11 protein-coding genes are annotated in these 16,497 nt (G+C 38.2%); 4 read left to right on the top strand and 7 right to left on the bottom strand.

All coding sequences use genetic code 11. The features are described 5' to 3' along the window. Positions 1 to 34: 34 nt before the first annotated feature. Entirely contained in the window at positions 35 to 433 is a 399-nt protein-coding gene (locus tag ADICYQ_RS11505) for a DUF779 domain-containing protein (RefSeq protein WP_020890873.1), read from the bottom strand. A gap of 74 nt (positions 434 to 507) precedes the next feature. Continuing rightward, positions 508 to 1,962, bottom strand: a complete 1,455-nt coding sequence (locus ADICYQ_RS11500; protein ID WP_051160183.1) for an aldehyde dehydrogenase family protein — start codon at positions 1,960 to 1,962, stop codon at positions 508 to 510. A 255-nt stretch (positions 1,963 to 2,217) separates the two neighbouring features. On the opposite strand from ADICYQ_RS11500, the gene ADICYQ_RS11495 reads away from it, so the two are divergent. Together ADICYQ_RS11495 and ADICYQ_RS11490 are read left to right on the top strand one after the other, a co-directional pair. Beyond that, on the top strand, positions 2,218 to 3,141 hold the full coding sequence (locus ADICYQ_RS11495; protein ID WP_040415901.1) for an AraC family transcriptional regulator: 924 nt from the start codon (positions 2,218 to 2,220) through the stop codon (positions 3,139 to 3,141). Between the two features lie 404 nt (positions 3,142 to 3,545). After that, positions 3,546 to 5,855 carry a ligand-binding sensor domain-containing protein gene (locus ADICYQ_RS11490; RefSeq protein WP_020890869.1) on the top strand — a complete coding sequence of 770 codons (2,310 nt, stop codon included), beginning with the start codon at positions 3,546 to 3,548 and terminating at the stop codon, positions 5,853 to 5,855. A 125-nt stretch (positions 5,856 to 5,980) separates the two neighbouring features. On the opposite strand, the gene ADICYQ_RS28540 is transcribed toward ADICYQ_RS11490, so the two are convergent. The 5 genes from ADICYQ_RS28540 to ADICYQ_RS11470 all read right to left on the bottom strand — a co-directional run bounded on the left by ADICYQ_RS28540 (position 5,981) and on the right by ADICYQ_RS11470 (position 14,668). Further along, positions 5,981 to 6,397 (bottom strand): hypothetical protein, encoded by a 417-nt coding sequence (locus tag ADICYQ_RS28540; RefSeq protein WP_020890868.1) that lies wholly within the window; start codon positions 6,395 to 6,397, stop codon positions 5,981 to 5,983. Next, positions 6,394 to 8,190: a DUF5916 domain-containing protein gene (locus ADICYQ_RS11485; protein ID WP_020890867.1), complete on the bottom strand. Its 1,797-nt coding sequence runs from the start codon at positions 8,188 to 8,190 to the stop codon at positions 6,394 to 6,396. Before ADICYQ_RS11485 ends, ADICYQ_RS28540 begins: the two co-directional genes overlap by 4 nt. A gap of 102 nt (positions 8,191 to 8,292) precedes the next feature. Further along, on the bottom strand, positions 8,293 to 9,459 hold the full coding sequence (locus tag ADICYQ_RS11480) for an alkaline phosphatase family protein (RefSeq protein WP_152520483.1): 1,167 nt from the start codon (positions 9,457 to 9,459) through the stop codon (positions 8,293 to 8,295). A gap of 162 nt (positions 9,460 to 9,621) precedes the next feature. Then, a complete protein-coding gene (locus ADICYQ_RS11475; protein WP_040415948.1) occupies positions 9,622 to 11,418 on the bottom strand; it encodes a RagB/SusD family nutrient uptake outer membrane protein in 1,797 nt (598 codons plus the stop codon). A gap of 13 nt (positions 11,419 to 11,431) precedes the next feature. After that, the gene (locus tag ADICYQ_RS11470; RefSeq protein WP_020890863.1) at positions 11,432 to 14,668 is read right to left on the bottom strand and encodes a SusC/RagA family TonB-linked outer membrane protein; all 3,237 of its coding nucleotides are present in this window, start codon (positions 14,666 to 14,668) and stop codon (positions 11,432 to 11,434) included. 205 nt (positions 14,669 to 14,873) lie between these two features. Here ADICYQ_RS11470 and ADICYQ_RS11465 point away from each other — a divergent pair, with 205 nt between their 5' ends. Next, entirely contained in the window at positions 14,874 to 15,458 is a 585-nt protein-coding gene (locus ADICYQ_RS11465; protein ID WP_020890862.1) for a TetR family transcriptional regulator, read from the top strand. A gap of 568 nt (positions 15,459 to 16,026) precedes the next feature. Beyond that, positions 16,027 to 16,497: hypothetical protein (locus ADICYQ_RS11460; RefSeq protein WP_040415899.1), on the top strand; the 471-nt coding region annotated here is incomplete at its 3' end.

Below are 16,497 nucleotides of genomic sequence, written 5' to 3'. Positions count from 1 at the left end.
CTCAAATAACTGATTGATTAAGTGTTGTTAAATCCTAGCGAGCCAGGTATTCTTCACCGGTTATAACTGGGATAAGCTTATCCAATTCTTCAGTTGTAAATAACCTGGACCGGATCATGAACCTTATTCCCATAGGGATTTCAATAGAAAAACTGCTTCCCCTGCCAGGAACCACATCTAGTGTCAATTGAGTGTGTTTCCAATAGTCAAACTGGTCTTCATTCATGAAAAAATCACAGCCATAAACTTCTCCCATCCAAATATCGCTTCCTCCTACAATAAAATCCCCCTTCTCGAAGCACATCGGGGAAGAGCCATCACAACATCCCCCACTTTGATGAAACATTAAATCATTTTTATGGGTGTCTTTTATTTTATCAATTATCACTTTGGCTTCTTCAGAAACCAATACGCGTGCGATATATTTTTGCATGATGATTTCTCATTTATGAAATACAATAAAAAGAAAAAATGCCGGAGCCATATGGCAATCCGGCACTTTGTCAATTAAAAGAAACCCAATTTCTTTTTATCATACGAGATTAACATATTTTTTGTTTGCCTGTAATGGGCTAACATCATCAAATGGTTCTCTCTACCAAATCCGGATTTTTTGTAGCCTCCAAAAGGAGCATGAGCCGGATAGGTGTGGTAACAATTGACCCAAACCCTACCTGCTTGAATGGCTCTGGGCACCTGATACAACTCATGGGCATCTCTTGACCATAAGCCAGCGCCAAGTCCATACATGGTGTCATTTGCAATTTCTATTGCTTCTTCGGTCGTTTTAAAAGTGGTTACAGAAACAACAGGTCCAAAAATCTCCTCCTGGAAAACCCTCATTTTATTGTTGCCTTTGAAAATGGTCGGCTGTACATAATAGCCTGTTTCAAGGCCACTGTTCAATCCTGCTCTATCACCACCACACAAAATCTGAGCACCTTCTTTTTTCCCAATATCCATGTAAGACATGATTTTTTCCAATTGGTCATTGGAAGATTGTGCTCCCATCATGGTGTCTTCAGCCAAAGGATTTCCCATCTTAATCGCTTTGGTCCTTTCGACTACACGCTCCATAAACACATCATAAATATCTTCATGAACTAAAATCCTGGAAGGGCAAGTACAAACCTCTCCCTGATTTAAAGCAAAGAGGACGGCTCCTTCTACTGCTTTATCAAAAAAATCATCGTCGGCATCGGCCACCGATTTCATAAATATATTTGGAGATTTACCGCCAAGTTCCATTGTGACAGGAACCAAATTTTCAGAGGCATATTGCATGATGAGCCTTCCTGTGGTGGTTTCACCTGTGAAAGAAACTTTGGCTACCCTTTTTGAACTGGCCAGTGGTTTTCCCGCTTCCGGACCAAATCCAGTAATAACATTAAGAACGCCAGGAGGCAATATGTCTCCAATCAGCTCCATAAGGACCATGATACTTGTAGGTGTTTGTTCGGCTGGTTTTACTATTGTACAACAACCTGCTGCCAAAGCTGGGGCCATTTTCCAGGTGGCCATTAGTAGTGGGAAATTCCATGGGATTATTTGAGCTACCACTCCAAGAGGCTCGTGCAAGGCGATACTCACTGTATTTTCGTCGTGCTCGGATATGGTACTTTCATCCGCCCGAATCACCCCTGCAAAATACCTGAAGTGGTCGATGACCAAAGGCAAATCTGCAGCTCTGGTTTCCCTCAAAGCTTTCCCATTGTCTACCGTTTCTATTCGAGCCAGCATTTCGAGGTTCTCCTCAATGACATCTGCTATTTTGTTGAGCAATTTACTTCTTTCAGCTGGAGAGGTTTTAGACCAGGACTTAAATGCTTCATGGGCTGCATCCAAGGCCAATTCCACATCTTCCTTGTTTCCTCTTGCAGCTTTGGTAAATGGTTTTCCATCAATAGGAGAAATATTGTCAAAATACTCTCCTGATGAAGGGGCTACCCATTTTCCTCCAATGAAATGATCGTATTTTTCTTTAAATTTAGGCCGCTCTACTGGCTTACTTTGGGATAAAGTTAGTGTTGACTATTTTTTTTATTTTGAGTTTTATCAAATTTAGTAGTAAATTAATTTTTAAAATCAACCTGAAGGACCATCTTATCCACCTCATTTATCGTTTTAACAAATTAATGGAAGGTGCCTTTTTTGGTTGAATAAATAAAAAGCATAATATTTATATGCAGCCCATTAAACCTACCGTTAGGTAATAACATGCCAAGACGACCCTATATAACCGGAGTTCCCTGGAGAAATGAGAGCGATTTGAAAACCTTGGTTGAAAATCGGACCACTTATTCATTGAACAATTGTGAACTCAATATTTTTGAGACGCACCAACAAGCATCAAATGTGAATCTAAGTTTTGGAGACTTGGTATTGACTACTATGATGAAAGGGAAAAAAGTCATGCATCTTTTTAATAAGCCTGGATTTGAATATTTGCCAGGTGAATCTGTTATTGTTCCTCCAAACGAATTGATGAAAATTGACTTCCCTGAAGCAAAATGGGACAATCCAACTCAATGTATCGCCCTTTCGATTTCCCAAGAAATGATTGAAAACACTTTCAATCTTTTGAATGAAAAATTGCCAGATAAGGTATGGCAAAAGCAATGGGGACTGGACTTAAATTATTTCCATCTGATCAACAATCAAGACCTCTCTGAAATCATCAATCGCTTTATCCGCATTGGCGTAAAAGAAAGATCTAAAGACAAGGATTTGATCGCCTCACTGGCTTTGAAGGAATTACTAATTCGTTTGTCTCAAACCCAAGCCAGAGACATCTTAGAAAAGACATACAAATCGCTTGCAAGCTCAAATAAAATTGCCCACGTGGTCAATTACATCAAACAAAACCTGAGAGAAAATTTGACATTGGAGGTTTTAAGTGCTAAGGCTTGTATGAGTAAAACCCATTTTTCCAGAACATTCAAGGAAGAATTTGGTATTAGCCCCATGGAATATATTTTAGAACAACGATTAAATAATTCCGCCCATTTATTACAGCAAGCAGCCTATCAGGTACAAGAGGTTTGTGCAATGGCCGGCTTCAATAATGTTACCTATTTTATAAGGGCTTTTAAAAATAAGTTTGGGGAAACTCCAAAGGTATATCAGGCCAGGTATATTTAACTACCTTAAATTGAAATTATTTCTATAGATAAGAATTTCTGCTTCTTGTTTTTTATTAATTATTATGCCGAAGCTTTATAGGTCCAGGATTTAAATAAATAAACAACAACTGCTTTTTTGTTAAGGTATAGTTCAAATCTCCAAATCCCATTAATTGCTTAACCCGTTTTATAGGGATTAATTTTAATTGATAATAGCAATTAAAAAGCTATTCATTGTTTTTAAGTTGTGATTCTAAATTGATGGCTTCCTAAAATCCCTTGTGCGGAATTTTTAAATTTCCCGAAAACAGGCATTTAAGCTTGCCTTTCCAAATCAATACCTCATGCAAAAAAACAGTTTTGCTATGGTACATTCTTCTAGCAAAGGGGTATTTAACTAACAATCACAAATTTTATCTACCAATGAAGAAAACTTTTAAAGCTGGGCTTATCCTAGTGGCAGCACTATTAAATTGTAGTTACCTCTTTGCCCAGGACAAAGCTGAACATTTCTGGAAGCCTGTAGAGGATGCTCCTTACTTGCAAGAACGAAGAGAGGTGATACCGACTGATACGCCTATAAGTCAGGTGGCAATATTAAATGAATCAGTTTATATCGTAAAAGATGGCAAATTAGCTCTTTTACAGGGAGAAGCGCTAATTACTGTAAAAGCAGCACCAGACCAAATCAATAAAATTGAAGTATTGAAAGGTGGCTTATGGGTAAGCAGTAATTCAGGGCTTTACCTATTTGATGACAAAAAATGGACTAAAATCAGCACAGAAAAGTTTATAGACTTTTGTATGCACCTGAACCAGGTCCATGTAGCTACTACGGAATCCATTTTTAAATATGAAGGTGGTAAATTAACCAATATAATGCCTGAAGGCGGATTTCTTTCAAGTGATGTAACCATGTTTATGGAAGACGGTAGTCAGCTTCTAGCCGACCCTGTTACTTTGGGCCCTATTACAGCCATTGAAAGTTATAGCCAGACCCTTCATATCCTCCGTCCAGGTGAATTGGTACAATTGGCAGGAAAAGTGGTCAACGAACACCTTATTGATTGGGGTAATTTACCATCAAAAAACACCAAAGACTTACTTAGTATCGGAAGTAAGCTTTATATCAGTACCGATCGGGGATTAGGGTTGCTAAGAGGAACCTCTCTTACCCAAATAAAAGGCGCTGATGGCTTACCCGTAGAAAATACTAATCAAATGGTTAAAGGTTTTGACAGAGACATGTGGATAGGAACTCCACGTGGCCTTATCAGGATGACCGCTGAAGAATTTCACTATTTTGGCTCAGACCTTTGGTTACCTGACAATAAAGTCAATGGAATTGCAAGCACCAAGAATAAAGTAGTAGCTGCAACGAATGGAGGACTAGGCATTATACATTATGAACCCTATACCTTGCAGAAAAAAGCTGCGCATTACGAGCAATGGATGGAAGCTTACGGACATAAAAGAATGGGCTTTGTTCATCTATTGACCAAAAGAAAAGGAGAATGGGAAAGAGAGATAAGTGACAATGATGGTGCCCATACGGCTACCTACCTGGCTGCTATGAGCTACAAATACGCAGTTACCGGTGAAGAAGCTGACAGGAAAGAAGCATTAGATGCTTTCCAGGCCATGCTATTTCTTGAAAGGGTTACCCCGATAGAAGGGCTTATCTCAAGAGCTGTCTTTTCCAGAGAAGGTGACTCTGGCGGTTTAGATAATAGAGGCTCTGGTGGTTTACCAGCCAAATGGTATGCCACTTCGGACAGCCTATGGTACTGGAAAGGAGATGCTTCAAGTGATGAAGTTATTGCACATTATTACTCTGTAGCCATTTTTCACGATTTGGTAGCCAAAGGAAAAGACAAGGAATTGGCCAAGGAACATATGACAAGAATGACTTCTTATATTATGGACAATGGCTGGGAATTAATAGATGCTGATGGTGAACCTACAAGATGGGGTCGATGGAATCCAGAATATTTACTAAGGCCTTATGGCTACGAAGACCGTGGAATTAATGGTTTGGAAGTCTTGGCTTTCACTTATGCTACCTATGCATTAACCGGAGATGAAAAATACAAAAAGGGCTATGAGCAATTGGTGAAATGGGGTTATCCAGAAAACACAATTAAACAAAAGAAAACCTTTCCTCCTTCTCAAATTGCTCCATGGGATGATAACCTTGCCTTGGAATCTTACATGATCTTGCTTCCCTACGAAAAAGACCCAGACTTGCGTTCCACTTACCTGAGGAGTTTAGAAAGAACTTATGAAATCAAACGCATGGAAAAAATCCCTTGGTTTAACTTTACTTATGCAGCACTAACCGGCAATGATGCTGATCTTGGAGCAGCCACACAGCATCTTAGAGAATGGCCATTGGATTGCAGGGACTACAATTACACCAATTCTCATAGGGATGACCTATTCGTAGAAAAAGGATATATCTCCTATGAAGGTGGCCTAAAAGCCATGTCCCCAAGGGAAACCGCTTTATTAAGGGAATCCAGAAGAGCAATTGTTCTGGATGGTGGAAGACATGGTAACAGGATCATAGAGCCTACCGGTTATTTAAGAGATTACTGGAAAGGCAGGTACTATGGCTTTATTAAAGCGCCAACGGTTACCGATAAAAAGCTATTAATGGTTGAGGAAATTGATCAATCAAATCTTGGTGCAAAACCTTATAGCGGTACTAAAAGACCTGATTTCTTAAAATAATTTGAATAAAAACTAAAGAATTTAAAAGGTGACTGAGCTACAATAAGTTCAGTCACCTTTTTTTATGCAATGCCATAATATTAGAAATGCCAAGCAATAGTCTAAAGACTACTTTCAAACTTAAGTTAAAGATTCAACCAATAATTCAATTTCATTACAAAAGCCCGCTGCTTGGAAGCAAATGTGTCAGGAAAGTAATTGTCAGTATATACTATAAACAAATCAGAGACTGGAGCATAACGCCATTGAACCCTGGTATTGATATTGACATTGTCAATTTGGTTATTGTATTGGATAAAGGTAGTCCAGAATAAACTTCTTGTAAATGTAAGGTCAAACCTAGGTCCAATCAGGAATAAATCAGCATCCTTCTGTGGCTCTGGAAGCCTTAGCCGACTATAGCTAATGTTCATGGAGATATTAGCGGAGTATCCAACTCGCCATTGGGCAGTACCGAGAAAATTAGACATTTGCCCATTATAATATTGCCCTGTCTGTCCTGTTCCTATCAAAGAAAAGGATTTCCTGGGGTCTGTTTTCATTTCAATTCCAAAATAATTGTACCGATAAGAGGTACCTTGAGCCAAAGGTTCTCCACCAGATCTGGTAGGGTCAAAAGGGAAAATAAATAGGTATATTGATTGTTTGCGCTTAGGGTAACCTCTGCATAAGAGTGCAAGCGAATCAAGTAATTTAAGGTATGCAATTCGTCGGTTATTCCCAATGTAGGCGTCCATAAGGTCTCAGATTCAAAGCCCGGACCATGTCGGTTGATATGCTTAGAGTCTGGAAAAAAGGTATAACTCATGATTGGTGCTATTCTTTGGTAACCCACTCTGGGCGTATAACCTACCAAGGGATTGTAATTCTCTCCCACATTAGAATAAGACAAACCTGCCATCAGGTTTACATCGGTAAAGGTTAGTTGCGCATGGCCCGTTCCGGTATTGCTTTGTTTACCTTCCTCAAAGGTTTTATGGTAAAAAAACTTGCCCGTCCAGCGATTGTCCTTTGAAAACAAATTGTAATCAAAACCTACCAGGCGGTTGTGTTTCCCATTCACTAGGTTTAAGCCACCTTGTTCCATGTCCATGGTCTCTCTATTGATGACCATTACCCCAACATTGGAACGATTGAACACCTTACGCTGCAAAGCTGCCACAGTAAAGTTTTTACCAGAGATTCCTCTTAAAGGATCATTGGCAGTTTGCATGTTCATGGCACCAATTCTCCAGTCTTCATTCAGTTTACCACTTAATCTTGCACCATAAAGAATCTGATTCTGCACATTTTGCCCGGTGTTTTCATCCCTATCCACCCCTATTCTTCTAGAGAAAAAAGGCCTAATTCTATCTGTTCCAAAATCAGCAAAAAGATCTACATTCTCCAAAAAGAACTGTCTTCTTTCAGGAAAGAAGATTTCAAATCGATCTAAATTCGTCACTTGTTCGTCTACCTCAACTTGCGAAAAATCAGGATTAACGGTAAGATCAAGATTCATGGCTGGGCCTATTCCTATCTTAGCATCTCCACCAAAAGAAGGTTTTAAGGGTTCTTCAATTCCATTAATATTGTTTTTTGAAGTAGCTACTGCCGCATAGGGTATAAGCGAAAAATTACCTCCTGCTTTGGGCAATGGCTCAGAAAAGTGAAGGTTTCTGGAAAAGGCTGTATGGGTTACATTAAAATTTTTAGGTATAGGCGTCCAGGTGGTCTTTTCTGAATATTTACTGTCAATTCTATAGAAGTTTATGTTCCAGTTTTCTGCTCCATCTTTGTACCTTAGGGTGGACAAAGGTATCCCAATTTCCACTATCCAATGATCTTCGTGGATGGTTGCTTCGGAATACCACTTGTTGTCCCAAGCAAGATTAAAATCTGTCGTAAGCAACCCTCCATTGCCTACCATGGCTTCTCTTTGCACCCCATAAGGGTTTACACCGAATATATAGCCGTTGGTTTTGTCATTAAAAGTGTCAATTACAATACTGATACCATCATTTTGGTTTCCTCTATAATCCCTTCTTAAGGAAGTACTTACATACTTTTTCCTATCCTCGGGGTTTAATAAGATAGCAGCGATGTAAATGAATTTATCATCAAAGGACACTTTTACTTTTGTCTTGGCAATAGCCATGGCTGTATCCGTGGGGAATGTCTGAATGAAATTACTTTCCCAGCCAATGTCTTTCCAAACCTCTTCATTTAGAATCCCGTCTATAAGCACAGGTTTCTCCGCTTTGTTAGCAAAAATACCAGGGTGCTCGGTCTCCTGACTAAAAACAATAATTATGGAATAAAAAGAAAGTAAAAAGGTTAGAATAAATTTTTGCATGAATCAAGGTGTTCGAAGACTAAGTTAAGTCTTCGAACACCAAATTATCTATTATTTTTACATAGATGGTATACTAAAAAACAAGTTATTCCATTGCTATGCTTACTCTTTATTTGTTACCCAAACATTAATGTAACCATTTGGCAATTCTACTACAACTTTTAAGAAGTCATAGTCATATTTCAAATCGAAGGTTGCAGTTCCGCTTTCAAGTGAAACCTCCCCTATTTGTCTGTATATATCTGTTTCACCATATTTGGATTGATTCGTTGGGGTTACCCATACCATGGCTTTTGCCTTTGCATTATAGTCTTCCCAGGAAAGAGTGAGTGTTTCCCCATTTAAAGTCCCTGTCAAATGACTCGCAAAAGCCTCTCCTAGCAAAGAAACACCATCGATTTCCATTGCTTGATTTTTAGGAACGGCAATATCCATATAATTCATAATGGTTGGATAGATATCAACCACACCGGGCGTATTTTTAGAAATAGCGTTGAATTTTTTATTGGAAACCATCCAAGTCGCTCGCTCTTCTTCAGATTGACCTCCATGTCCACGACCTCCTACTTTTCGACCATGGTCTGTAGTAATGATGATCATCCATTCTTCATTGTTTGTTTTTTCTCTTTTTTTAATGGCATCCCAAATTACACCTACTTGTCTGTCTGCTTCTTGAATACCAGCATCCATTTGAGGGCTTTCCCCAAATCTATGCCCCATGTCATCAGTATATTGCAAATAAACCCATGTCAAATCAGGCCCTTTAGAAAGGACATCGTTAGCAGCATAAGTGGATACGGCCTGATCAATTTTCTTAATATAATCACTCTTATTGTCATGAGGATAAGAAAGGGTGTCTATTTCAAGCCCATCAAAATGATAATCCAATAATAAGTGTCCCGTTGCTTCCAGATTCTCTCCTACCAACTTGGTTCGGTTGTCTAGCCATGTGGAATATACAGCAATGGTTTTGTTGGGATAATTTTCTTTAAATTTCTTGAAAATGGTTGGGTAATTGTAATTTGGTTCTCGAATACTATTTCCTTTAACATTGTGTTTGTTAACCCAAACACCAGTCAGAAGGCTATTGTACCCTACCGCCGAAATAGTAGGTGTTTCAGAATAGCCATCCTTCATTCCTCCTACATAAGCATGTGCATATCCACCTTGAGCGGCTATGTCGTCAAGGTTTGGGGTAGGATTGTTTTCTAACAACTCCCTTTGAATACCATCCAAAATTATAAAAAAGGGTCTTTTTCTCCTGCGCATTGGCTACCAATGTTAGCATGAAGCAAAAAACAAATATAGTGGCCAGTTTTGTCTTAGTTCTATTCATTTGTTTGGTTTGTAAATTTTCATCAAATAGTAAAAAAAAGTAAGCTGTTGAAAAAACATTTCCAACAGCTTACCAAGTATTTCTAATTTAAAGTATTATTCCCACCCAAAAATCTGTTCAAGATTTGGGTTTAACGCAATTTGTTGAATAGGAATAGGTCTGTAATAATATTTAGGCTCAATAAAGTCCCTTGGTGAAGTTTCAGTAACCATTGTTCCACCATCTTCTCCATTTTCCAAGTAAACGGTAACATTGTCATCAATTGTCCCTGTTTTATAGTAGATAAGTAATTTCCCTAACTCATTTACTTCTTTGTTATCGTCTTCAGGGATATCTGTTCCTTTATCTACCAATAACACATCAGGAACACCATCACCTGTCAAGTCGAATTTACCCAAGCCAGAGAAATACATTCCTTCAGGTATATTTTCCAGCAATTTACCTGCCCCGTAGCGCATCAAGTCATCAAACCTGTAACCTTCTACCGCTAACTCAACCCTTCTCTCTCTTCGGATTTCCAAAAGTACACCCGCCATAGCACCTGATACCATTGGGTATTTTGCCATCATGAATGGATCCGGTTGCGCATTGGCCTCATTTAGCATAAGCGCTGGCATCTCAACCCTATTTCTGAGCAAGTTCACAGAAGCATCCAGGTCGGCCTGAGTCAAAGTCCCTAATTCGGCCTTCGCTTCTGCATAAGTCAATAATACTTCTGCGTACCTATAAACTGGAAAGTCTAATCCTCCTAAATCTAGATTGTCTGTGGTATTGCTATATCCTTTGTGTTGGTAGTAACCACTGAAATTCCTGTTTAAAATAGGAATATAGGCGCTGCTTTCAGGCACACGAACCCATCCAGGATAAACAAGTGTTTGGTACAATCTAGGATCTCTATCCTGAAACTCTTCCACAAAAGAGAATTTTTCATATCCAGCCTTATCGGTAAAACTTGAACCGTCAGCCATTAAGTAGCTTTGAACCAAATCCCTTGCTGGAGATTGCTCATAGGTACCAAAAACACCAGTGTTTACATCACTACTTCTATCCTTATTGGCATCGTAAGCATTAAACAATATTACTTCTCCATTACCAGCTAGTTCTTGACTATTGAATAATGTTTTATAATCATTTTCAGGGTTTCCGGTATTGTAAACAGAGAATTTCCCTGAATCCATGATGACTTTTGCGATTTCACTCGCTTTCCCTAAATAGGTGTCTGCAGTATTCTGAAGACTTAATTCTTCATGGTACTTTCTGAAAGTACCCTCATATAATGCAAATCTTGCATAAAAAACCTTTACCGCCCAGTTTCCAGGAGTTCCGTTAGGAACATCTGTGGTCACATGTTCACTTGCATATTCAAGGTCTTCCATGATACCATCTACAACAGATTCCCTGGTATCTCTTCCTTTGTACAAGTCTTCATCAGATGGAGAAAGCAATTGGTCATACCAAGGAACATCGGAATAACGCTTTACCATGTTAGCATAGAAAATCGCCCGATAATACCTAGCGATTCCTTCGTAATGCTCAATAACTTCTACAGTAGCATCTGCTTGACGGCTATTTTCAAGGAAATAATTAATATTCCGTAATCTGCCCCAGTTCCATCCTACAGTTATATTCTGAGAACTTGGTGATCCAGTCATGATGTTTTTTATTTCAACCGCACCGGTAGTTGCAAGGTTATCACTGTTTTGATCTACCTGGTACTGGAACATGCCCGGAAGGGTTAACAATCCATTGACATAAAGCCTTAGGTCCTGTTCCGATTTAAAGAACGCTTCAGGGGCAATAGAAGTCTGTGGATACTTGTCCATGAATTCATCATCACAGGCGCTAATCCAGAATATATTCAGTATGAATAAATAATTAATGTATTTTTTCATTTCTAATTTGCGTTTATAGGTCAACATTTACACCGAAAGAAAACTTTCTTTGGAAAGGGTAAGCAAAACCGTTCACATCGTTGATTGCCTCTGGGTCAATAAATGACTTGATGGCCGAAAATTCATATAGGTTTTCTCCAGAAACAAAAACCCTAATTCTACTGGCCTTAATTCTAGAAACCCACTGTTCAGGCAAATTGTAACCTATAGTAATGTTCTTTACCCTGACGTACGCGGCATTAAGCAAGTAGCCTGTTTGTGATATATCTAGCCCAGAACCGTAATTTGCATCTGCAAGCCAGGACTGAAGAACCGGATAGCTAGAATCAGTGTTCACATCTGCTAATCCCGCATCTATATACGATTGACTGTGCTGCGCCCGCAAAGCATCACTATCCGCTTCGCCTCTGTAGTAGTCAAGGTTCCATGGATAAATATTCGCATAGGGCTGTTGATAAGGCCCCCAGAAAAGATAATTCCTTGGATAATAATCCTGTTTACCAACACCTTGTAGGAATATAGAGGCATCAAAACCATTCCATGCAACACTTAAGTTAGCTCCCAATTGGTACCTTGGACGACTGTTTCCTATAACCTTAAGGTCTTTTGGTTCAATATCAGAAAGACCCTCCTCTATTTTACCATCATTGTTTAGGTCTTCATATCTTGGCCAACCTGTGATGATAGGTAATGCTCCCCATGGGATAATTGCAGTCTGATCAAGTTGACTTATTTCATCTTCTGATTGAAATAAGCCATCATTAACTAGTCCCCATATTTCTCCAACTTCCTGACCTTCTCTATAGTATGTTCTTTCAGCATTTGAAAATAACCTTTGTTCATTTTCATATCTGGTAATAAATGATCTGGAATCTGACACGAAAAATTTAGAAGCGAACTCAATAGGTTTATCATAACTACCAAATTGATTTCTATAATTCAGAGCAATTTCCCAGCCTTTGGTTTGTAAATCTGCAGCATTTTGTTGTGGTGGAGAAGTCCCCAATACGCCAGGAAGTTCCACCGGATAGGTTAACATGTCCTTTGTATCTCTGATATAATAATCAAAAGTAGCAAAGAACTTATCTTCCCATAAGCCAAAATCAACACCGAAATTTTTTGTCACAACCCTTTCCCAGGTATAGAAATTAGGATCTACAGCTAAAAGCGGAGAACTTGTCACAACATTTTGTTGCTCATCATCAATCAAATAGCTAGAAAGTCCAAAAGGTAGGGACTGCAGATAGCCAAAATCTTCTACGTTCTGGTTTCCTAAACTACCGTAAGAAGCTCTAAATTTAAGTGTTGGATCCCCGTCAATATTTTGAAGGAATCCTTCATCACTTGCTATCCAAGCTCCTGATATGGAAGGGAAAAATCCCCATCTGCTCGAACTTGGAAACCTGGAAGAACCATCGTAACGTCCGTTAAATTCCAGAATATATTTATTGTCATAAGTATAATTGGCTCTTCCAAAGGCACTTTGTGTGGCATATGAACTATAGCCAGGACGAATGTATGAATCGCCTGATGTCAATCCCAAATAAGGCAATGAAGAAGATATTAAGACCCTTCTTTCTGACTCTACAGAGGAATAAGAATAGCTTTCCTGATTGTATCCAGCAAGAAGACTGATGGTATGCTTCCCAAAAGTCTTGGTATAGTTACTGTAAAGGTCAAAAATAGTATTTTGTAGGTTACCATTTCTTTGTACTACAGACCCATCACCACCTTCTGTACGGATATCATCCGGACCATAACCGATGTCGTAACTTTTTTGATTCCATCCATATATCCATTGCTCTCTTTTGAAACTTCCGTTTGCAGTAACAGTAAGGTCCCCATCCAGGAAAGTACCTGTTGCTCTCAAAATATTGTGAAAGCCAAACATGTCTTCAACATTTCTACCACCATCTACCAATTGAGCGGCCAGCCTACCTGCACCTGTATTGGCCCAGGATCCATCAGGATTTTTGGCTACTTCTATAGGAGTACGATAATAAATATCCGTAAGGTTATTGGTTGATTCCTCACGTTTGGTTTGATAGATATTAAGGTTGTTGTCTAATTTTAACCAACTCTTAGGAGTAGCAGTAATCCTTGCTCTTAAGGAATACCTGTCCCAATTGTCAGGTTGTAATTTATTCATGCCATTTTCTCTGGTATAATCACCCGATACATAATAAGTCATTGGCATCCCCTCATTATTAGAGCTACCACTAATGGATAAACTTTGATTGGTTGAGAAGCTAGAATTATTGAAAAAATAATCATACCAGTCATTGTTACCCATATAGGCCCACTGACCAGGATTATTTGGATCTATTCTTACATCTTCTACAGAAGGATCCTCAGAACGCTCTTTTGCCCATGAATAATGGTAATCATTGAAGTTGACATAATTCCAAGGTGTATTACTTGTTGCGTGATCCATCACCCTTGAATAGATATAGGGATCGGTCACTGGTTGAGGCATAACGGATGGTTTGCCCCAGGAGAAGTTACTATTATAAGAGATTACCTGTTTGCTTCCTCCTTGTTTGGTAGTAATTAAAACTACACCAAACGCAGCTCTTGCGCCATAAATGGCTGCAGATGCAGCATCTCGCAATACTGAAAAAGATTCAATATCTGCTGGGTTTAATCGCAACAGGTCTTCATAGGCAACAGCTACTCCATCAAGGACAATTAGTGGTCCACCACCATTGATGGAAGTAAAACCTCTAATATTGATGTTTGGTATATTACCAGGTCTACCACCAGAATATGTAATGTTTAGTCCGGGGCTAACCCCTTGAAGGCTTTGCATTACATTTCCAACAGGCCTGTCTATAATATCATCACCAGATATTTGATCCACCGCACCCGTCAGGTTAACTTTTTTCTGGGTACCATACCCTACCACTACCACTTGTTCCAGGAGTGTTTCTTCAGCAGACAATGTCACATTTATAGTGGATCGATTTCCTACTTTTAGGTTTTGAGTTTCAAAGCCTATAAATGAAAAAACCAATTCAGCGTTAGCATTGGCAACCTCTATACTATAAACGCCATCAAAATCAGTGATGCTTACACTTCCACCACCTTTTTGATAGACCGAGACCCCAGGTAAGGGTATGTCTTCAATTCCGTCTTTAACTACTCCGGTCACAACGACCTGTGCTTGAGCGGTGAAGACAATCAGCATGAATAAGGCACTAAAGCCTATACTTATACTGATTTTTTTAAATATTAGTAAAATTTTTTCCATAAAGTATTGGATATTAAATTGGTACTGATTCGATTATATTTTTGAAGTGCGCAAGGTAGCTCACGTATATTACCCTAATATTAATGGGGCTTTATCCTTTGTTTATTGAATGTTCATTCAATATAAATTATAATAAAATTAGCAAAAAATAGATTAAAAAATAAATGAAATTAACTATTTTAGTGTTTTTATTTTAAACTAACTTATGAAGTCATCGATTAGAACAGAACGAAAAAAGGAAATTATTGCCGGATTTTATGAATTATGTAAAAGAGATGGATTGGAAAATGTGTCTATTGCAAAAATAGGAAATCACCTTAAGATGCCTCCAAGCCTGATCATACATTACTTTTCAAACAAGAGGTTATTGGTCCTTGGCTTAATCGATTTTATACTCCACCAATACCAATTGATTTACAAACCCATAATTCTAAAATCCGAAAAAGACAGTAAGCTGGATCCCAATTTATTGGTTGACCGTCTTTTTTCAAGAGAATGGAACCTCCTTTTTGATGATGGAGTCTTCTTTAGCTGTTACGCTTTTACTTTTAGAGACAAAACGATAAAAGAGGAATACAAAAAGCTTCACCTAAAATTGAGGAAAACTTTAAAAACCATCCTCGATAAAGATGAGGGACTTTCATCCAAAAACACAGAATTGTTGGCAGAGAAAATTTTTGTCGTAATTGAAGGAGCCTATTATTACTTGTCCATGATCGATGACCCTAAAGAATACAATCACAAGTTAGGTATATTTAAAGGACAGGTGCTTGACCTTATCCAACCATGAGGAAATGTTTAGAAATAAGAAAGCCATTAATTGGGAGAATTATTGTCCCTAATAGCCATTTTAATAAAAATCGATTAGCAATCTTTCAATCGTCTTGGCATAAAAAGGCAATGCTTTAGGATGAAGTAAGGTCATTCGGAATATGTCTCCCCAGCCCAAAAATTTATCGGTATAAGCTCATCCTTAAAATTAAGTGCATAACACTGGTCACGCAAGAGTTAAAACCACAACATTGGCTTTATCCTTCTTTAGGAAGAAAATTTTATTTTTAAGGTAAAAAAATTCTTGTATTTCTATTTATACAAATTTTTATTTTTTTAAACTCTTAAAAGTGATTTAATGTAATTCAAATATTGAAAAACGCCCATAAAAGCTTAAAGCTTTTCTTTCAAAAATATCAAACCCTTACCCCAACCATTTGGGGCGTGAATTTTACCTTTTCAAAATTAGTCTTTTTAAGGAATAATGGATTAATTTGAACGATTATGAAAAAACGAAGTGATTTTGTTTTAATTTAGTAAAATTCAAGCATTATCTTTGTGTTTTATTTTTCTGTGTCTTTTTTTCTATGGCATGTGATAGCACAATAACGGATAACGAAGAACCATCTCCAGTGATCACTGAAGCATTGGCTGATGCTAGTATTTTTTTTAACAGCGGCCAAATTGATAGGGCCATTGTTCATTTTGACAGTGTCTATAATTCATTAGAAAACAGAAACACTTTAGATACTTGGGAAAAGTATAATTTCTATGCTAGCTATTACTTAAAGCATGAATTAGACCTATTAAAGTCAGAGCAATACTTAGACAGTATGTTCTATATTCTTGAAAATGGGAACAATGTAAATGACTATAGGTATGTCCAGACAAAATTCATGGAAGGGGACATTCTGAAGGCCAAACACAAGTACAATACTGCCTTTCTAAGTTTTTTTAATGGAAGGGAGTATGCCATTGGGAATTTGGATGCCTGTAATGTAAGTAATCTAACCTACAGGCTTGGGATATTTAGATATGACCAACAACAGTACCAAAAA

This window comes from Cyclobacterium qasimii M12-11B, from assembly GCF_000427295.1.
Lineage (GTDB): Bacteria > Bacteroidota > Bacteroidia > Cytophagales > Cyclobacteriaceae > Cyclobacterium > Cyclobacterium qasimii.
This window is presented reverse-complemented; position numbering and strand designations above follow the sequence as displayed.